The organism is Desulfosporosinus orientis DSM 765 (assembly GCF_000235605.1).
GTDB classification, from domain to species: Bacteria; Bacillota; Desulfitobacteriia; order Desulfitobacteriales; family Desulfitobacteriaceae; genus Desulfosporosinus; species Desulfosporosinus orientis.
On sequence record NC_016584.1, the window covers coordinates 3,518,925 to 3,538,333 of the forward strand.

Annotated in this window: 22 protein-coding genes and 1 riboswitch; of the genes, 6 read left to right on the forward strand and 16 right to left on the reverse strand. The window is 40.7% G+C overall.

Annotation, left to right across the window (positions count from 1 at the left end):
* Positions 1–118: 118 nt before the first annotated feature.
* On the reverse strand, positions 119–493 hold the full coding sequence (locus DESOR_RS16410) for a hypothetical protein (protein ID WP_014185701.1): 375 nt from the start codon (positions 491–493) through the stop codon (positions 119–121).
* Between the two features lie 130 nt (positions 494–623).
* Here DESOR_RS16410 and DESOR_RS16415 point away from each other — a divergent pair, with 130 nt between their 5' ends.
* Positions 624–1,067 carry a DMT family transporter gene (locus tag DESOR_RS16415; RefSeq protein ID WP_014185702.1) on the forward strand — a complete coding sequence of 148 codons (444 nt, stop codon included), beginning with the start codon at positions 624–626 and terminating at the stop codon, positions 1,065–1,067.
* Here the strand turns inward: DESOR_RS16415 and DESOR_RS16420 are convergent.
* Entirely contained in the window at positions 1,064–1,585 is a 522-nt protein-coding gene (locus DESOR_RS16420; protein ID WP_014185703.1) for a hypothetical protein, read from the reverse strand. The genes DESOR_RS16415 and DESOR_RS16420 overlap by 4 nt on opposite strands.
* Before the next feature lie 143 nt (positions 1,586–1,728).
* Between DESOR_RS16420 and uvrC the strand changes: the two genes are divergently transcribed.
* A complete protein-coding gene (gene uvrC / locus DESOR_RS16425) occupies positions 1,729–3,486 on the forward strand; it encodes an excinuclease ABC subunit UvrC (RefSeq protein WP_014185704.1) in 1,758 nt (585 codons plus the stop codon).
* A 21-nt stretch (positions 3,487–3,507) separates the two neighbouring features.
* Entirely contained in the window at positions 3,508–3,672 is a 165-nt protein-coding gene (locus tag DESOR_RS29750; RefSeq protein WP_014185705.1) for a hypothetical protein, read from the forward strand.
* A gap of 100 nt (positions 3,673–3,772) precedes the next feature.
* On the opposite strand, the gene DESOR_RS16430 is transcribed toward DESOR_RS29750, so the two are convergent.
* The 6 genes from DESOR_RS16430 to DESOR_RS16455 form a co-directional block, all read right to left on the reverse strand.
* The gene (locus DESOR_RS16430; protein ID WP_169315200.1) at positions 3,773–4,405 is read right to left on the reverse strand and encodes a C40 family peptidase; all 633 of its coding nucleotides are present in this window, start codon (positions 4,403–4,405) and stop codon (positions 3,773–3,775) included.
* A gap of 103 nt (positions 4,406–4,508) precedes the next feature.
* Positions 4,509–4,650: riboswitch (cyclic di-AMP (ydaO/yuaA leader) on the reverse strand.
* A gap of 302 nt (positions 4,651–4,952) precedes the next feature.
* Positions 4,953–6,320: a PFL family protein gene (locus DESOR_RS16435; protein WP_014185707.1), complete on the reverse strand. Its 1,368-nt coding sequence runs from the start codon at positions 6,318–6,320 to the stop codon at positions 4,953–4,955.
* 42 nt (positions 6,321–6,362) lie between these two features.
* Positions 6,363–6,656 carry an ACT domain-containing protein gene (locus DESOR_RS16440; protein WP_014185708.1) on the reverse strand — a complete coding sequence of 98 codons (294 nt, stop codon included), beginning with the start codon at positions 6,654–6,656 and terminating at the stop codon, positions 6,363–6,365.
* Positions 6,657–6,880: 224 nt separating this feature from the next.
* On the reverse strand, positions 6,881–7,204 hold the full coding sequence (locus DESOR_RS16445; RefSeq protein ID WP_014185709.1) for a HesB/IscA family protein: 324 nt from the start codon (positions 7,202–7,204) through the stop codon (positions 6,881–6,883).
* Positions 7,205–7,297: 93 nt separating this feature from the next.
* On the reverse strand, positions 7,298–7,537 hold the full coding sequence (locus DESOR_RS16450; RefSeq protein WP_014185710.1) for a hypothetical protein: 240 nt from the start codon (positions 7,535–7,537) through the stop codon (positions 7,298–7,300).
* Between the two features lie 47 nt (positions 7,538–7,584).
* Positions 7,585–8,163 carry an HD domain-containing protein gene (locus tag DESOR_RS16455; protein WP_242832335.1) on the reverse strand — a complete coding sequence of 193 codons (579 nt, stop codon included), beginning with the start codon at positions 8,161–8,163 and terminating at the stop codon, positions 7,585–7,587.
* On the opposite strand from DESOR_RS16455, the gene DESOR_RS16460 reads away from it, so the two are divergent.
* Positions 8,162–9,001 carry a tetratricopeptide repeat protein gene (locus DESOR_RS16460; protein ID WP_242832336.1) on the forward strand — a complete coding sequence of 280 codons (840 nt, stop codon included), beginning with the start codon at positions 8,162–8,164 and terminating at the stop codon, positions 8,999–9,001. The genes DESOR_RS16455 and DESOR_RS16460 overlap by 2 nt on opposite strands.
* 1 nt (position 9,002) lies before the next feature.
* Here DESOR_RS16460 and pepF read toward each other — a convergent pair whose 3' ends face one another.
* Positions 9,003–10,805, reverse strand: coding sequence for an oligoendopeptidase F (gene pepF / locus DESOR_RS16465; protein WP_014185713.1), 1,803 nt, complete (start codon positions 10,803–10,805; stop codon positions 9,003–9,005).
* A gap of 383 nt (positions 10,806–11,188) precedes the next feature.
* Between pepF and pheA the strand changes: the two genes are divergently transcribed.
* Positions 11,189–12,052: a prephenate dehydratase gene (gene pheA / locus DESOR_RS16470; RefSeq protein WP_014185714.1), complete on the forward strand. Its 864-nt coding sequence runs from the start codon at positions 11,189–11,191 to the stop codon at positions 12,050–12,052.
* Positions 12,053–12,099: 47 nt separating this feature from the next.
* Here the strand turns inward: pheA and thrC are convergent, their stop codons facing one another.
* Positions 12,100–13,569 (reverse strand): threonine synthase, encoded by a 1,470-nt coding sequence (thrC, locus tag DESOR_RS16475; protein WP_014185715.1) that lies wholly within the window; start codon positions 13,567–13,569, stop codon positions 12,100–12,102.
* Positions 13,570–13,809: 240 nt separating this feature from the next.
* On the opposite strand from thrC, the gene DESOR_RS16480 reads away from it, so the two are divergent.
* A complete protein-coding gene (locus DESOR_RS16480) occupies positions 13,810–15,198 on the forward strand; it encodes a nucleoside kinase (RefSeq protein ID WP_014185716.1) in 1,389 nt (462 codons plus the stop codon).
* 209 nt (positions 15,199–15,407) lie between these two features.
* On the opposite strand, the gene DESOR_RS16485 is transcribed toward DESOR_RS16480, so the two are convergent.
* From DESOR_RS16485 to DESOR_RS16510, 6 genes are read right to left on the reverse strand one after another with little or no spacing between them, the layout of a single operon-like run.
* Positions 15,408–15,593, reverse strand: coding sequence for a 4-oxalocrotonate tautomerase (locus tag DESOR_RS16485; protein ID WP_014185718.1), 186 nt, complete (start codon positions 15,591–15,593; stop codon positions 15,408–15,410).
* A 34-nt stretch (positions 15,594–15,627) separates the two neighbouring features.
* Entirely contained in the window at positions 15,628–15,969 is a 342-nt protein-coding gene (locus DESOR_RS16490) for a GIY-YIG nuclease family protein (protein WP_014185719.1), read from the reverse strand.
* Between the two features lie 4 nt (positions 15,970–15,973).
* On the reverse strand, positions 15,974–16,792 hold the full coding sequence (locus tag DESOR_RS16495) for a menaquinone biosynthetic enzyme MqnA/MqnD family protein (protein ID WP_014185720.1): 819 nt from the start codon (positions 16,790–16,792) through the stop codon (positions 15,974–15,976).
* Entirely contained in the window at positions 16,789–17,553 is a 765-nt protein-coding gene (locus DESOR_RS16500; RefSeq protein WP_014185721.1) for a fumarylacetoacetate hydrolase family protein, read from the reverse strand. The genes DESOR_RS16495 and DESOR_RS16500 overlap by 4 nt, the downstream gene beginning before the upstream one ends.
* 25 nt (positions 17,554–17,578) lie before the next feature.
* Entirely contained in the window at positions 17,579–18,238 is a 660-nt protein-coding gene (nth, locus tag DESOR_RS16505; RefSeq protein WP_014185722.1) for an endonuclease III, read from the reverse strand.
* 17 nt (positions 18,239–18,255) lie between these two features.
* Complete coding sequence (locus DESOR_RS16510) at positions 18,256–19,311, reverse strand: HD-GYP domain-containing protein (protein WP_014185723.1); 1,056 nt, start codon at positions 19,309–19,311, stop codon at positions 18,256–18,258.
* Positions 19,312–19,409: the final 98 nt, after the last annotated feature.

The window sequence follows — 19,409 nt, forward strand, 5'->3', positions numbered from 1 at the left end:
AATTTGTTACTTCCTTTGATTATAACATAATTCCTGAATTTCGAGAAAAGATATAGAAAAGATGTCGAAAAAACGTAAAAATGGACTGGTAAAGCATTAGCTTTACAGTCCAAAAAGTTTAGTGGTGGTATTTCATTGTTTTACGCTGGCGTTTCATCGCTTTTCGTACTTCATTGGCGACACGCCAAGTCTCTTGCTGGTGAGGTGTTATTAACTCCAATCGACCTGATCGTTTGTCAATTAAAATATCAACCATCGGTTTTCGTCCTTGAGCTTTTTCCTCTCCAGGATGTAGAATATCAATTCCTATTTTGTTTTCATCATACTGAGGTGGAACAAGATAATTTAAGACTTCTTCTGTAGCATCCATTAATTCAACAACCTGTTCTTGGGGATATCCTTCTCTCAAGAGAATCTCCCGAACCTGTGTTAAAGGATGGTCCAGAGTTAGCAGCATCTGGGCGCGTTGTACCAAATTATAATCGATGTCCATGACGCCACCTCTTTAATTATTTTTACGATACTTTCATTTTCCCCTTAACCTTTACAATGAATACTGATACATCTTGACGGTTTTGGCTTTTATTCACCACCATCACAATAACTACTTCAGGAGGTTTTATATGTCAAAATTGCTTTCTCTTCCTTTTGTTATTGCTGCAATTTCCGGAGTGGCAATGGCAGTACAAGGCACTCTTAACTCTTCCTTGAGCCAAAAAACATCGTTGCTTTCAGCGACGTTTATCGTTCACATCATCGGTACCCTTCTATCCTTAGGGGCAGTTCTCGCCTGGAGGGTGCCTATCTTTAGCCATAATTGGAGTTCTGTTCCTTGGTATTTATATTTTGGCGGTGTGCTAAGCGTTGTAATTGTAGGTCTGGTAGCAGTAAGCATCCCAAAAGTTGGAGTTTGTAATGCCACGACGGCTATTATCATTGGTCAAGTTAGTATGGCAGTTTTAATTGATCATTTTGGATTATTCGGCGTAAACAGGCTTCATTGGAATCCCTGGCAGCTCCTTGGCATCATCTTCTTTGCAGCAGGAGCAAAACTACTTTTCCGTTAGCTGTTACGGCTAACAATTAGTGCCATATTGGTAATGATGGCATAAATCTCTTCGCTGACAACATATTTGCTGATTTGCCCATTAGCTGAAAATATGACGGTAATTTTACCGGTAGAATTTTTGTCCGTTTCGATGAGACGAAGTAAATATGCATAAGCGTCACTGCTTACAGAAAGCTGCTTAAATTCTCCATCGGCGACAAAGATAACCCAATACCCTATAGAGACTTCATTATTGTTATTATTGTAAAGTGCATTAGATACGCTGGAAAAGTCCTGACCAAAATAATCCTGGTTATCCGTCAAGTTAGAGCCTGAATTTAAGGAGTTATTAATCGTGTATTGATCATTAATCGCGCTGGTCTGCGCAGCAGGATCAGCTAAATTTAAATAAATATCTTTAAAAAAGTTTGGAAAAAGAAAATAACCCACAACTCCGATAATAAGAATCCAAAGGGCCAGGGCTTGTAAGTCCTGCCATATTTCATTGCGCGGTGGCCGTCCCCAAGTACTTGGCATATATTACCCCTCCATCATATGATACTTCAGGTTCTATCAGACAACCGCAATGTCCCGCTACAAGTATACGTTCTGGAATGTTAAGATATGTCTAAACTTGCATCTTGCAATTCCACCCACTAAAATAAGAGTGAGGTGGGATTATGGATCTGCTTCGACAAAAATTAATCTTGCTGCCCGAAAAACCAGGCGTTTATCTTATGAAAGACCGTCAGGGGCAAATAATTTATGTCGGTAAAGCTAAAACACTAAAGAACCGGGTAAAATCATACTTTACCGGTTCACACGACGGCAAAACAGGACGACTGGTAAGTCAAATCACAGATTTCGAATATATCACCACGGATTCAGAGGTTGAAGCTTTAGTCTTAGAATGTAATTTAATCAAAAAATACAACCCTAAATATAATATCCTTTTGCGGGACGACAAAACTTATCCCTATCTGACTATTACTGAGGAAAGCCACCCAAGAGTGCTCGTTACCAGACAGATCAAGAAAGGCAGCGGCAAATATTTTGGACCCTACCCGAATTCAACTGCTGCCAAAGAAGCTACTCGTTTGCTCAATCGTTTGTTCCCTTTTCGAAAATGTCGGCAAATTCCCGCAAAGCCTTGTCTTTATTTTCATTTGGAACAATGCCTTGCTCCTTGCATTAAAACTATTTCACCGGATGTTTATCAAAGCATGCGCAAAGAAGTGTCCACCTTTCTCAAAGGAGACCAAAGCGGTATTCTTACCCTTTTGCAAGAGAAGATGCTTGCTGCTTCCGAAGCCCTTCAATTTGAACGGGCTAGAGAGTATCGAGACCTGATTGAAGATTTAAAACAACTTGGTGAAAAACAAAACATCACTCTCAACGATTTTGTTGATCGGGATGTTCTCGGTTATGCCGTAACAAACGACCAAATGTGCATTCAGATATTTTATCTGCGACAAGGAAAATTACTCGCCCGTGACAGTTTTATTTTTCCCTATTATGAAGATCCTGAGGAAGCGTTTATTTCCTTTGTCGCACAATTTTATATTGAACGCACAGTATGGCCCAAAGAAATTTTACTGCCCTCCGTGGAAACACTTGTTTTAGCAAACCTATTCCCAGTAATAGTTCCTCAAAAAGGGAAAAAACGAGAATTGATACAAATGGCCATGACAAATGCCAAGACAACCCTGCACGATCAAATCACTCTGGAAATAAACCAACAAAGTGAAATCAGCCAAGCATTAACAACCCTTGGAGAACTCTTGATAATCCCTGTCCCCAAGCGGATTGAAGCTTTCGATATTTCTAATATTGCCGGTACCCATACCGTTGCCGGCATGGTTCAGTTCATAGAAGGTAAACCCCAACGCAAAGGATATCGGAAATTTAAAATCCAGCCTATGGAGGTATCGGATGATACTGCTTCCATGAGACAGGTTATTATGCGTCGATATTCAAGATTGCTATCGGAAAAGGAGAATCTGCCTGATCTGATTTTAGTTGACGGTGGTAAAGGACAAGTAACAGCCGCACTTAAGGCTCTTCAAGAATTAGACCTAACCATACCGGTTGCCGGAATGGTTAAAAATGACCGGCATCAGACTCACGGACTTATTGATAGTTCCGGAGCCATGCTTCCTTTAAGCAAAAGTCATCCTACATTTTTTCTTCTTGGCAGAATTCAAGATGAAGTTCATCGTTTCGCTATCACGTTTCATCGTCAACAGCGTGCCAAAAATATGACCTTGTCAACCCTTGATAATATTACAGGCGTGGGTCCTAAACGCAAACAACAATTATTACGCCATTTTTCATCTCTTGATGACATTCAACATGCCAGCATGGAAGAACTGCAAGCTGCCGGAGTTCCACAAAACACAGCGAAAAACATCTACGCACATTTTCGTGGGATGCTCTAATAAACCGAGGAGGAAGATTCCATGATTTTAAACTACCGGGTTGAATTATGCCGTCAGTGTTACTTCAAAAGGACTCATCAATGCTCCTTTACGGATGATTATATTCACAACTCATCCCTGCCTTTTGTTAAACCCAGCGGAGAATGTGTTAAATTCAAAGCCGTGCCCTGGATTCCTCAACTTTAATAATTAAGAAGGTACAGCAAATCTCAAAAAATTCTTGCTGTACCTTCTTTTAAATTAAGCAGAACGTATAACTTTTCGTGCTACCTGCAAATTTCTGCGTCTAGCTAACCCGACGGGCTCCAAGGTAACGTTTGGCATAATAATTGTCATTAAGACTTGTAATCCGCACCCCACTATTTGAGGCATGAATAAAATTACCGCCACCGATATAAATACCAACATGGGAAGGGCCTTTAGCATACGTTGAAAAGAACAATAAGTCACCGGTTTGAAGCTGGTCTTTTGTTATTTTTAATCCTACATTAAACTGTGACCAAGACGTACGGGGTAAGGAAATTCCTGAACCTTTAAAGACATATTGAGTATATCCAGAACAATCAAAACCCTTCCTGCTGGTTCCGCCAAAAACATAAGGTACACCTACCAAGCTCACAGCATTATCAACAAGAGTGGTATTCTGGGATCTGGACACTTGTAGTTGAACCTCAGCAACTTGTACAGTTTTGCGTTCACTTACGGTAGGCTGCACTTTTTGTTCCGTTGCTACGACAGCAACCGCCTTACTTAAAGTTGATACAGGTTTTTCAGATGCTGTTGCATCAATTACTGCATTATTTGTCTTAATTGGGCTTTCAACCCATTGCATCTCCTTACGAACTGCCTGAGTATAAGTTTGTTTCGATAAGGTGGTTGAAGCTAAAAGGGAAGGCTTAACAGCGATATAGCTTTCCATCGGTTTTGGGGAAGTCAATAAAGGAAGACTGCTTGCCAAAATTAGGGTCGCCAAAGTTGCACTACCCAACCATTTACACGTAAATGACGAAACCTCCAAAAAAAAGTCCACCTTTCTTAGCTTACGAGGTTAGTTGACGGATTCGGGCCGTAGGTGTAAGCCCTACACGTGAACAGCTCACATGATTCACCCCAAGATTTGCCCCCCGCTCCAAAGGTAAATTTTGGATTCAGCTTTTCCTATACTTATTAATATTCTAGACAAACAGGAAATGTCCTTCTAAACCAGTAAGGTAATATATGTATTTTATAGGATTTTTTATATTTATAGTTAATAGATTGAATGATAGGGGTTATCGGGATTGACGAGTTTTGTCCATAGACAGTTTATCCTATTTTATCGCCAGCATTCATCAATTAATTTCTTTATTTTTCATTTGTCTACATTAAAAGGATATGTTAGACGATAAATAAAAATACGCTTTGACCGAATTACGAAAACCGAATCAAAGCGTATTTTTGTACTACTCAGAACAAAATTTATGGAGTTAATTTGTCAAGCTGATAATTGGTGCCGGAATTCGTCCTCCGCGATGGACAAATGAATTTGAGGAGTGAGGATGTAATGCCATTATAGGTGCTCCTCCTAAAAGACCCCCGAATTCCACTTGTTCACCTGCTTTTTTCCCAATAGCAGGGATTACACGTACAGCAGTTGTCTTCTTATTAATCATCCCTATTGCTGCCTCATCGGCAATGATAGCAGAAATGGTTTCTGCGCTGACATCGCCGGGCAATGCAATCATGTCAAGCCCAACTGAACAGACACAAGTCATAGCTTCCAGTTTATCCAAAGACAATGCCCCTTCTTCAACAGCCCTCACCATCCCTGCATCCTCAGAAACGGGGATAAAAGCACCGCTTAATCCGCCTACATGAGAGGATGCCATGGCGCCTCCCTTTTTTACGGCATCATTCAATAGGGCCAAAGCAGCAGTTGTACCATGAGTTCCACATCGTTCCAGTCCCATATTTTCAAGTATCTCTGCTACACTGTCTCCAATAGCCGGTGTGGGAGCCAAAGAAAGATCGACAATACCAAAAGGTACATTTAAAGCCTTTGATGCTGCTCGTCCGATCAATTCCCCCATGCGAGTGATTTTAAAAGAAGTTTGTTTTATTAGATTTGAGAGTTCACTGAAATCCGCATCAGGACTTTCCTTAACAACTTTAGCAACTACTCCCGGACCACTAACTCCAACATTAATCGTACAATCAGGCTCTCCTACACCATGAAAAGCTCCCGCCATAAATGGATTATCTTCCGGAGCATTACAGAATACTACCAGTTTTGCTGCGGCTATACCATCTTGATCAGCAGTAAGCTGAGCCGCTTTTAAAATCACGCTCCCCATTTTAAGAACGGCATCCATGTTAATCCCTGCTTTTGTAGTCCCTATGTTTACTGAAGAACATACGAATTCCGTCTCACTGAGTGCCTGTGGTATTGAATCGATAAGGGCTAAGTCTCCTGGCGTGAAGCCTTTCTGAACTAAAGCAGAAAAACCGCCAATAAAATTTATCCCTATTTCCCGAGCAGCCCTGTTTAATGACTTAGCAATTCGCACCATTGCTTCCGAATTCATTTGAGCAGCGGCAATTGCTATAGGGGTAACGGATACTCTTTTATTGATAATAGGGATTCCGTACCTGGCAGAAATTTGTTCACCGATCTGTACTAATTGCCCCGCCTTTTGGGTTATTTTATCATAGATTTTCTGTTCCATTCTGCTGATGTCATCCGAGCTGCAGTCAAGTAGGCTGATTCCCATCGTAATTGTCCGGATATCCAGATTTTCTTTATGTATCATGTTAATGGTTTGTTGGATTTCTTCTCGCGCGAACGTAATAGTCATTGACTTACCTCCACTATCCCCTTATCGTCATCTTGTAATTACTTAAATACGATGCATAAATCTAAAAATATCTTCGTGCTGAACTTTGACTTGCAAACCTTTACCTTGTCCCTCTTGCTCAAGTGTGCGAGCCAGCTCAACAAGTTCTATCGCAGCAGGTTGCAGATCCACTACCATGATCATGGTAAAGAATTCATTCAAAATGGTTTGACTTATATCCAAGATATTGACACCATATTCTGCAAGACGCCCAGAGACCCAAGCGATAATTCCAATTTGATCAAGTCCTAGTACAGTGATAATTGCACGATTTGAATTTTCTTTTGGAATAGACATAGTTCTTCCTCCCTTAAAATAACCTGCTTATCTATCATGGGGATTAGACTAACACATTTACGTGGGATACTCAAGAGTATTCTCCATAAATTCGAAGACTAATTTGCCCCCTAGCCCCAAGACAATGAGCCGCCCAACTGAAGAGCTGGTCAGTACTCCCTTACTGGTATAAAATAAAAAGAGAGCTCTTGTGAACTCTCTTTACACAAATACCATGAACAAATCTATGAACAACTACCACCGCAACTATTGCAGCCACTGCCAGACTTAGCAGTACGAATTTCGAATCCACCACCATACTCAGATTCAACGTAATCAATGACAGCCCCTTCTAAATGGGTGGTAAGTTTTTTATCCGTTAAAATTGAAACTCCATACTCTTGATCAAGAATATCTTCATCTGTTTTTGACTCTTCCAGAGTCATGCCGAAATTCGGCCCACCTCAACCAATACCTGCAAGATAAAGACGAAGAAATGCATCTTCACGATTTTGTTTTTTCAGCACTTCTTTCACTTTTTCGGCAGCAATTTCCGTAATCGTTACCATTATCTCAACTCCTTTTAGTTCAACTAGCTTTTAATATACCATACTTCGAGTTTATTGGAAAGTTATACATAAATATACTTTGACTCTAGAAAATCAGACTTCTTTGCCGTTGCCATTGGGCTTATAATTATTCCAGAGCCGACGTACTTCCACTTCAATACTGGCCGGCAGATCTTGTGATAATCGCTGCCATTGCCTCAGCTCTCCTTGAATCTTTTCTACCCAATTTTGCTCTTCAGGCCAGGCGATAAAAGTTTTAGGCCGGGGAACAAAAAGTGTTTTAATCAAACCAAAGAAAACAACTAAGGTAATTAACCTCCAGAGCCAACGCATTGTATTGCTTCATCCTTTCAAGCTAATCTATTATTAGCTTGTCCAGATTACGAGAATTTCAATCGTTCAGTATGCAATTCCTGCCAAAACCCTTCCATGTAGTGGAACAATGGGTCAAAGTAAGTTTTCGCAGACTTTGTGAATAAATGTTCCCTATAACCACATATCTTTTCCAGATAAAACTCTTGACAAGAGTTTTTGCCAACAAGATTCCATCCCTGTACCCCTGCTAAAGTAAACAATCTTACTAAGCCGATTGCTCCTACAAAGTCTAATTTATCAGCATCATATAAAATTTTTGCTTCAAGGGAAATCGGTTTATGCCCTGCCTCCAAGGAATGGGAAATAATAGCTTCTTTTACTCTTCGGACAATGTCTTCAGAATAGCCATTTTTTTGAAGAATATTCACGGCAAGCCCTGCACTGCTTTCGGCATGTGTTTTTTCTACGGCTCCAGAGCGGCCAATATCATGTAAAAGTGCTGCCAACTCAATGACCGTGGAATCTCCGCCTTCTTCCTGAGCGATTCTTTTACCCCATTCTCTGACCCTTAAAGCATGCTCTAAATCATGAGCTTGATCTTTTCGAGAATAGAAGCCTTGAGCTACTTGAATAATCCTTTGCATGTTATCTGGTGTTGTCATCGTTCCATACAACTCCTTCCAGAGCATAAACAACAATACTGATTCCTTCTTGGCATGGGATCCACAAACTCATCTTATTCTGCTCTTATCAGCCTGTCAAGCTTTCCAGTTATGGAATAAACTACGAAAGAAGGGTTTAATTCTGAAAAAAAATCTGCATCAATTCCTGATAGTAATCATTTTCAGTTGCATAATTGCTGTATTTTTCTTAACTGAGAAAAATCGATCTTCCATGGTAACTCCTAATTCTTCACCGGTGTTGCCAACAGAGCAGCTCACCTCAAACCTTAAGCCCGAACAAGAGCACGTGCCAATCCATGTTTCAGACACTAAAGCCTATACTTTTTATGAAAATGGGCTAAAACTCTATTATGAACGTAATTTTACTGAAGCTCTTGGTCTTTTTGATCAGGCATTAAGCATTGATCCTCAATGTTATGAAGCTCTTAATGCTAAAGGAGCTGCCCTGGCATTTCAAGGACATTACGACCAAGGGCTTGCTCTTATTCAGCAAGCCCTTGCCATCAACCCTTCCTTTGTTTATGCAAATTTCAACCTTGGATTAGCTAATGAATTAGCAGGCCGCTGGGAAGATTCTATTTCAGCCTATCAAAAGGCTCTGCAACTCGACAACCGTGATACATGGAGCTACTATGGCATTGCCAGTATCTATGGTCGTCAAGGCAATGTAGAAAAAGTTTTAGAATACCTAAAACCTGCTATTGAACTGGATAAGGATGTCAAGGAAGTTGCCCGTAACGAACACGACTTTGCTCCTGTTCGTCAGGATCCTCGATTTCAAGACCTTATCGAACCCTAGTCTATCCTATGAGTTTCTCCAATCGATCAATCAGCTCAGCAAAAACTTGTAAAGCATTTCTAACGGGAACAGGGGTTTCCATATCTACCCCAGCTTTTCGCAATAATTCGATGGGATAATCTGAACTCCCGCTGCTTAAAAACTCTAAATACCGGGCTACTGCCGGCTCACCTTGTTCCAAAATTGCCCGTGAAAAAGCAATTGCTGCTGAAAATCCTGTAGCATATTTATAAACATAGAACGCATTATAAAAATGTGGTATCCTTGCCCATTCTAAAGCTATTTCCGGATCAAGGACTACTTCTTCACCATAGTAAGCTGCGTTTAAATCACGATATAGTTCGGAGAAGTTGTCCGCAGTTAAAGCTCCTCCTTCCTCAACTACTTTGTGAGTCTTCTTTTCAAACTCAGCAAACATGGTTTGCCTGAAAATAGTCCCTCTGAACTGTTCCAAATAATGATTAATTAAATAGGCTAATATTTTCTCGTCTTTTGTTTTATTCAACAGATGCTCCATGATTAGGGACTCATTTAATGTCGAGGCAACCTCAGCAACAAATATTTTATATCCTGCATAAAGATGAGGCTGCTTGCGGTTCGATAAGTAAGTGTGTAAAGAGTGCCCCATCTCATGGGCAAGGGTAAACATGGAGTCTAAAGTGTCTTGGTGATTTAGTAAGACATAAGGGTGGGTTTGATAAGTACCCCAGGAATAGGCACCGCTGGTTTTCCCTTCATTTTCGTAAACATCAATCCAATGATTTTTGAAACCTTCTTCGAGGATATCAAGATACTCATGTCCAAGAGGCTTTAATCCTTCGCTAACCATTTTTTTGGCCTCTTCATAAGTAATTTTCATTGTTGTTTCCGGGACAATGGGTACATAAATATCGTACATATGTAATTCATCAAGTTTTAAAGCCTTTTTGCGCAGTTTTACGTACCGATGCATATGGGGCAGGAATTCATGAACTGTATCAATCAAAGAATCATACACTTTCAATGGTACACGATCATCATCTAAGGAAGCCTCAAGGGCAGAAGGATATTTCCTGGCTCTGGCAAAAAAAACGTCAGACTTTATACTGGAATTTAAGGTTGCTGCCCAGGTATTCCTTTGCTTTTCATAGGTCCTATAAAGATTCTTAAAAGCAGCTTTCCTTACACTTTGATTTTGGCTTTCCATAAATTGAATAAAATTCCCTTTGGTGAGTTCAACAGAATTGCCGGATTCATCTGTGATGTTTGGGAATTTTAAATCTGCATTATTAGCCATAGAAAAGATGACTCCAGGTGCTTCAGCCAGTTCTCCAACTTCAGCCAACAGCTTTTCTTCTCTTGAACTCAGTACATGCTCTTTTTTACGAAGGATTTCATCTAAAGCCTGCTTATAAAGTTCCATTTTGGCAGACTTTGCACGATACTCTTTAAGGATTTCTTCCGGTATCGCTAATAACTCCGGGACAATAAACGACGCTGCACTGTTAACCTTAACAGCAAGAGCCCCAGCCCGATCTGTCAGACCTTGATAATTTGCATTTCTATTGTCCTCATCTCGCCTCATTCGAGCGTAGGCGTATACTTCTTCAATGCGGAGACTTAAATTATCCATCCACTCAAAACATTCTATTAACGTCTCAACATTATCAGCTAAATGTCCCAGGTATTTTTTTCCTTCTTCTGCGAGTTTTTCAATAAAACCAAATTCTTCTTCCCATTGACTGTTGTCTGTAAAAATGTCCTCAAGCCGCCATTTGTTAAAATCAGGTATTTCCGCTCTGGACTTTAGTCGTTGTTGTTCCACATAGTTACCCCCCTAGCAATACTATTTTTATTATATACACCTTGTTTAAAAATTACTATTTCTCAGAGCATAAACCCAAACTATATAAAGCATAGCGAAGCAGGCAGCGTACGTTCCACTGCCTGCTCCACCTTGTCCACTATCCCCTTGGAAGGTTCCCCAACCTTCCTAATTGTATTTTACTCGATCACAGCTCCCTATGCAAGTGGGTTGATAATTCAAGTTGACAATAACTTGCTGTATATCTTCATCTGTATTATGATAGTAGAAAATTGTCCTTATTAATATATATTTTAACATTATGTTATAATTGTCTGCAATTTTTATTTTAGCCTTCATACTTCACACTTACTATTTTTCTTTATTCAGGAAGGAGACACACAATGAAAAAACTGGGCTTTTTAGGTCCAAAAGGAAGCTTTTCCGAAGAGGCGGTACATTTGTTATTAGCTACTCAGCCAGAATTAAGTGATTCTGCACCTGAACTTATTCCCTATTCAACAATCCCCCGTTTACTGTTTGCCTGTAATAATAAAGAAATTGACTGGGCCTTTGTCCCATTAGAGAATTCTACGGAAGGGCAAGTTGGGGTAACAATGGATACTCTTGCCCAGACTGAGCATCTGTATATTACTCGTGAATTCGTCCATCCCATCGATCAGTGTCTTTTGGCACACGAGCCTATGCCTCTGGAACAGATCGAACGGGTTTATTCTCATGAACAGGCTATAGGGCAATGCCGAGACTTCCTTGAAAAGTTCCTCCCCAACGCTCAACAAATAACTTGTCTCAGTACAGCTGAAGCCGCCCATAGAATATCTTCAATTCGAGAGAATTGGGCTGCTATAGGACCACGCCGCGCTGCCAGACTATACAATTTACACATCTTGAAAGAATGCATTCAGGATGCCACACTCAATGCTACACGCTTTGTCTTAGTAGGGCATAGCTTGGCAGAAATGTCGGATGGTGAAGATAAGACCTCCCTTCTGGTCATCGCTGAAAATACACCCGGTTCCTTATATCGCATTTTAGGAGAGTTCGCTAAGCGCCATATCAATTTAAGCCGTATCGAATCTCGTCCCTCCAAGCGAAAACTCGGCGAGTACGTTTTTTTCGTTGATGTGGATGGATATGTTTTCGCTCCTCCCATTCAAGATGTGCTATGGTCACTTAAGAAAGATAATATTTCCGTTAAGTTACTGGGGTCTTACCCAAAAGCCCTTCCCCACGAACAAATATTTTAAGGAGAGAGGAAAAGCCTCTCTCCTTAATTATTCCTATTCCCAATCAATTACCCGAACATTATTTGAACCAACTGAGCAATTTCTTCCGGAATAGCCGAATGAACTCTCTTTTCCGGCTTTTTCTCTAAGCCTTGTAAGCCCGCCGGAATTTTCCATCCCGTTAACATACTTAGGCGATTAAGGGCTTCCCATTCATCTGCGCAACTCTCTCGTTGATCAAGTCCTCTGATAACATTTGAAGAAAATTTAAAAGGACTGGCTGTTGAAGCAATTGCCGTGAATGTTTGATCCTTCGTTGCGGAAACATAATCATCGTATACTTTCATTGCTACAGCAGTATGGGGATCAAAAACATAATTGTATGCTTGATAACTTTTGGCGATTGTTTCGAGAGTCTCCTCTTCATTGGCCCATCCTGCATAAACTGTATTCCGGCAAGCTTTTAAAGTAGCGTCATCGACAGAAAACATCCCCTGATTGCTCGCATCATACCAGGAACGGACTTTTTCAGCATCTCGTCCACTCATCTCGTAAAGAAAGCGCTCAAAATTACTTGAAACCAAAATATCCATGGAAGGAGAAATAGTTTGATAGAAGGTCCTTTGACTTTGATAAACTCCCGTAGCAAAAAAATCCGTCAGAACATTGTTAGTATTCGAGGCACAAATGATTTTGTCTAGGGGAAGACCCATACACTTGGCATAATAAGCCGCCTGTAAGTTTCCAAAGTTACCAGTAGGAACCACAACATTCATTGCACTCCCTGCTGCAACCTTTCCCTGTTTAACCGCCTGCAAATAGGCCCAATAATAGTAAACGATCTGAGGCAAAAGACGGCCCCAGTTGATGGAATTAGCCGATGAAAAAATCAGATTTTTTTCCTGAAGCCGGCGTTTCAAACTCTCTGATGCGAAGATTTGCTTCACTGCCGTTTGACATTGATCAAAGTTCCCCTTAACTGCTACAACATGAGTATTGGATCCTTCCGTAGTTGTCATTTGACGCTCCTGAACAGGGCTTACACCTCCGTCAGGATAGAAGACAACAATATGCATACCCTTCCGGTTTTTAAACCCTTCTAAGGCCGCTTTTCCCGTATCCCCAGATGTGGCTACCAGTATTAATACATCTTCGTCCCGGTTGAATTGTTTAAGACTAACTTTCAATAAGTCCGGTAATACCTGTAAAGCCATGTCTTTAAAAGCAGCCGTGGGGCCATGCCAAAGCTCTAAAACTCCGAACTTGCCCACAGACACTAATGGTGCCGGATCTTCACCATCAAAAGTGCCATCTCGATAGACATCAACAATACTTGAAACCGCTTCCTCAGGAAAATCCGCTAAATAGGGCATCATCACTTGTTTAGCGACATCGCGATATGTTAAGCCTTGAAGGTCTTGCCAATTCAAGTTGGGAAATGTTGAAGGAACAAAAAGTCCCCCACTCGGTACCATTCCTAAAGTGATCGCTTGTGATGCTGTTTGCCCATTAAGATTACCCCTGGTGCTTTCGTACAATACGTTTCCCTCCTTGATCCATGAACTTGCTTAATTATTTACACTCTATTGGCTGTATATTCGCCTTTTAAGAATAAATCTCCTCCTTATTAAAAAATTACTTCTAAGAGCTAAAATTTTCAGGTAACTTGCTGGCTGATACCTTAAGTGTTCACTGAAATAATAAAACTTTAGGAGGAAACTAAAAGATAACGTTGAATATCTTTATTAGAATACTTTTAACTCGAAAGGAGTATTACAATGTCAGATTACTCGATACGTAAATATAGACAAAGTCTCATTATTGGACTGATTGGAGTTGTTAAAGAGCTATTTCCCGGTGAACAGCTAAAAATTTCTCACTCGATCCTTGATGGTGTTTATTGTGAACTTGAAAATTCCATACTTTCTTCAAGAGAAATTCAAAAAATTGAAGACAGCTTAAATAATTGGGTGCTTTCAGATACAGCCATTCCCTATGAAACCGGACATGATCATTTATATCATTGTCAAATTGACAAAGAAACAGTAGCGACAATCTATCCTCCTTTGGCCCGATCAGGGTTATTAAAGCATTTTAAACTCATTCATTTTGTTCCTGGTTTTATTATTTTGTTTCCTAACACCAATCATCCGGAATCTCTAGCTTCATTTGTTCCTCCCGAACAGCTTTCTTCCACCTTTTCAGAAACGCAGCGTTGGTTAGAAAATTTACATCTTTCTTATGTTGAAGATGTTAATAAAATCATATCTGCTAAATCCTCCCAAGATCTAATCTATCTGGCTGAGGCTTTGCACGAAAAGAAAATTTCCTCCATCGCCGACCGAATTTACGAGCAGCGGTCTAAAGTGCGAGTGATACTTATATCCGGGCCTACGTCGTCAGGAAAGACAACCTTTGCTCAGCGGCTCTCAACTCAGTTGCGAGTTAACGGTCTCCGACCTGTTGCCTTATCCCTCGACAATTATTTCTTGCCAAGGGAAAAAACCCCTTTAGACAGTAATGGCCAATACGACTTCGAATGCCTGGAAGCACTGGATTTGCCGCTCCTCGCTGAGCAATTAAATGACTTGATCAACGGATCGGAGGTCGAAACGCCAATATTTGATTTCGTTTGTGGGGGTCGATGCGAGGTTGGGAAACCTATGCGCCTAGGTCCTAATGAAATTCTGGTCGTTGAGGGAATACATGCCCTTAACCCATCATTACTCCCTTCCCTTGACAGAACTCAATTGTTTAAGATATACGTCAGTTCACTATTCCAACTTAATATTGATGCCTATACTCGTGTTCCAACAACAGAAGTACGACTTATCCGCCGTCTAGTTCGTGATGATAAATTTCGAGGTACAGATCCCGAAAAGACCCTTGCCCAATGGGAAAGTGTACGCCGGGGAGAAAACCACAATATCTTTCCTTATCAGGAAGAAGCCGATGTTATGTTTAACTCAAGCTTGCTCTACGAACTGAATGCCTTACGCCCTTTTGCCGAACATTTATTAGTCTCAATTACTCCAGATTCTCCTCAGTATGAAATGGCAGTCCATCTCTTGACTTTGCTTTCCTTTTTTGATCCATTAGATATTTCTACGGTACCTTTCAACTCAATACTTAGAGAATTTTTAGGCGGAAGTGCTTATAACGTTTAAGCCCATTAGAAAACTTGGCTGGCGCCCGACGAAGACACTGTCTTCGCACGGGTTAAACCTTCTTGCAGCACTGTCTTCGCACGAATTAGCCTTTCTTGCGGTATACAACGAAAAGTTATACTTTCTGATTAGTACGAGAAAATACGCTTTGAAACGGTTAAAGCCGGATCAAAGCGTATTCTTTGATATAGTTATACTTGTTAGTAATATTATTGGTCAATAGCAAGCTTTCCAGCTTTAGCATAATTTTCTTTTGCCATATCTCGAATGATAATTGATACACTCTCTGCAGGTGCACCGATTGATTCCATTATCGCCTGGGTTACTTTCTCGGCCAGTAATCGTTTCTGTTCAACGGAACGACCTTCAAATAATTCGATTTGGACAATTGGCATACTCTAACCTCCTAACTTATTTATTTCATGCTATTTATTCCGACTGTTTGATAAACTCTGAAGAGACCTCATGAATAGCGAAAGAAAGATTACGTCGCTCAGCAAGCTGGTAAATTCGTTGAGGCTGCTCTATCAATCGATCCTTTTCCATACGCTGACAGCTTTTGATACTACGTTCTAAGCGAAGTGCTTCACTCCACGACCCCACCTCCCATGCTTGTGCTAAAGTAACCGGAAGATGTGAGGCTGTGTATTTTGCCCCTTTCCCTTTTGAGGCGCCCTTATTATGCTCTTTGATTCTCCGAAGGAGATCAGTCGTCGCACCGGTATAGATTGTATTATTACCACATCTCGCCAGGTACACCCAGTATCCCATAGCTTTACTCCTTAGGCCAAAACTCAAGAACCGGACGACTTGACAGTAAATTAAGTTCATAACACAGACCTAGATATTTTTCTAAACCCATGACGTAGGTTAGATCTAATCCATAATTAAACTGCGCAAAATAATCCTTCCAAAAATCAAAGGATCCTCCCAGCATCCTCTGACATTCCAAAATGATATCTTCCATATGATTTAATGCTTTAGCTTTAGCTTCCAGCAGCAATTGATAGACCTTTTCAATCTCCGCTGCTTGTTCCGCTAAAAGCCTTTTGGGGAATGCCCAAACAGCATAGGTCATTGAACAACCCGTATGTTTAAACCATTCCTCACCCAAATCATAGATAAAACAATCCGGATGGAGAAGGGCTGCTTGGATAGCTGCATCTCCAATGAGAAGAGCTGCCTGGGCTTTCTCAAACATCTCTTTAAGATTAGCCGGCATAGTCACATAATGGGGATGCACGCCATAATAGTGATGAAGTAATATTTTAGTAAGATTAACAGAAGTTGCCGATGCATCGCTTAAGGCCACAGTCAAACCCTCAAAAGTTTCTAAAGGAACTTTTGAGAATAACAGAATAGATCCGACTCGACCTTTTGTTGAAACGGAAAGGTTCGGTAAAACAGCGTACTCACGCCAATGCTCTCCATATGAAAAAGCGCTGATGGGTGCCATATCAATCCGGCCTTCAGCTAACATTGCATTATGTCCTGTAGGTTCAGCTATAGCACATTCCAGTAAGGGCTGCTCTTTCTGCAAGAAATGAAACATTGGCAACATATTGGTATTTGGGTTATGTCCAATACGAATCATGCCTGTACCCCCACGGTGTTTCGCAATTCCCCAATCATTGGTATTCTGACAACAACTTCATCTCCCGGCTGCATTGGACCCACACCCTCCGGTGTACCTGTAAGTACCACATCACCAGGGTTGAGTGTCATGACCTGAGATATGAAACTAATAAGTTTTGGTACTGAGTTTATCAAATACTGAGTATTTGAAGTTTGCTTAACCTCTCCATTCAACAATCCTTGAACATCTAAATGGCTTGGATCAATACCCGTCACAACCCAAGGTCCCAAGGGGCAGAATGTATCAAATGATTTGCCTCGAGTCCATTGGCCATCCTTTTTTTGCAAATCTCTCGCGGTAACATCATTCGCACAAGTATAACCAAAGATAGCTTCTAAAGCATCCGTTTCCGGTACATTTTTAATGGTTTTGCCAATAACCACCGCCAGTTCAGCTTCATAATCTACCCGTTGGCTTATTTTGGGGTAGATGATCTCTGCATCGGGCCCAATCACACTGGTCTGAGGCTTCATAAAAATCACCGGGTCATCGGGCAGGGAATGCTCTAATTCTTTAGCATGTAAGGCGTAATTAAGCCCCACACATAGGACTTTATTTGGCTCAACCGGAGCAAGAAGGGTAACCTCATTCAAGGATACTAAAGTCTCTGTCGGTTTACTCAAAGGATCTAAAAACGGCCCATCAAGAACCCTAACCCTATCTCCTTCAATCACTCCATGTTTTACTTCTTTGTTATTAAAAAAACGAACATATTTCATAATTCCAACCCTCTCAATTGTCAATTTAATTTGAGCGACTGAGTTCTTCTAAATACATCATGCAAACCGAACTCACTGGACATTCCTCACATCGCGGTTTTCGTGCACTGCAGATGCGCCTGCCAAGAAAGATAAGAAGATGATGGACTATTGACCACCTATCTTGTGGGAATACCTCTCTTAGTTCGTCTTCTACTTTTTCCGGAGTTTTCCCACTGGCAATCCCTAATCGATGGGCAACACGAAAAACATGTGTGTCAACTGCAATGGCCGGTATTCCAAAGGCATTGCTTGCAACCACATTAGCTGTTTTACGTCCTACACCGGGAAGTTCTTTAAGCAACTCCAAATCCTCAGGGACTTGTCCGTTGTATTTTTCGACAAGGACTTGACAAGCAGATAGAATGTTCTTGGCCTTATTATGAAATAACCCTAAAGAACGAATTTTATTCTCAAGTGTAGTTTGACCTAATTTAATGATTTTTTCTGGAGTATTTGCTTCTGAAAACAGAGAAGCTGTCACAAGATTTACTCTTTCGTCAGTACATTGAGCCGATAAAATAGTCGCTATCAATAATTCAAAGGGTGTATCAAATTCTAATTCACAGCGTGCCTCAGGAAACTCATTCATTAATGCTTTATAAATAAATTCTGAGACCGGCTCATCGGAACCAATCTGTGCCATGCTGTTACCTCCGCAGACTAACTTAAAACTTCCTGAATAAAGATGGTTCGTTTCTCTACCATGTTATACTCTTTAATAATATTTGAGCCAAATTCAAATTCCTCAAAAACTCTTACGATTGGCCGAGCAGGCATGCTCAAATTTTGATCAACAACAACCCCGATCTCCCCTGTATTTAACCTCACCGTAATCCCTGTTGGATAGGCAGCAATATTTTTCAGAAACATTCGGATCATCTCAAGGGGATAGAGAATACCCGCCAGACCCATAAGTACTTCACAGGCTTCATGGGGCATAATTCGCTTAGAAGCAGGTTGATTTGACGTTAACTTATCGTATAAATCTGCAATTCCGACTATTTGTGCCAAAGGGTGTATTTCCCCTTCTTTTAAGTGTCTGGGATAACCCGTCCCATTCAAGTGCTCATGATGTTGAAAAGCAATATGCGCTACGACCAAATTTAGGTCTTTTCGTTTTCTGAGATCTTCGAAACCTAAGATGGTGTGTGTTTTGATAATCTCAATTTCTTCTGGCGTTAAATCCGTTTTTTTGACAAGACTTGGATCTAATTGTATCTTACCAAAATCATGAAGAATCGCACCGACAGCTAGTGTCTCAATCTTTTCGCGTTCGAGCAGCAAAGCTTTGCCAAGAATTGTTGACAGAACACATACATTAACAGAATGAGCGAATATTTGGTCATCTAAATCACGCATATCCATCACGTTAACTAGTATGTCCTTTTTAAATAAGATCTCTTCGACGATTTTATTAATTATTTTTTTTACCTCGAAGCCATCCAGTTCCTTCCCCAAGCGAACAGCACGTGTACTCTTCTCTAGAATTTCCAGTGCTTCGCGCCGGTGGGTTTCACTAATAACATCATCTACGACGACATCATTAAAACGTTCATCCTCAATATAAACAATAGAAATCCCCATGCCTTTCAGCTTAGCAATATATAAGGGAGTAAGCTTTACTCCTTTTCCTAGCAGAATTCGACCTGAGCTTGAGAAGATAGTTTTACCTAAGACATCCCCCATAGTCAATGAATTTACACTTACTTGCCGCACTTAGAGGTTTGCTCCTTCCTAAATTAGAGCATCTATATTGCCCGTATAAATACAATCCTACACCATTTCTTCCTTTTTTCCCAGTCTACTTTTAAATA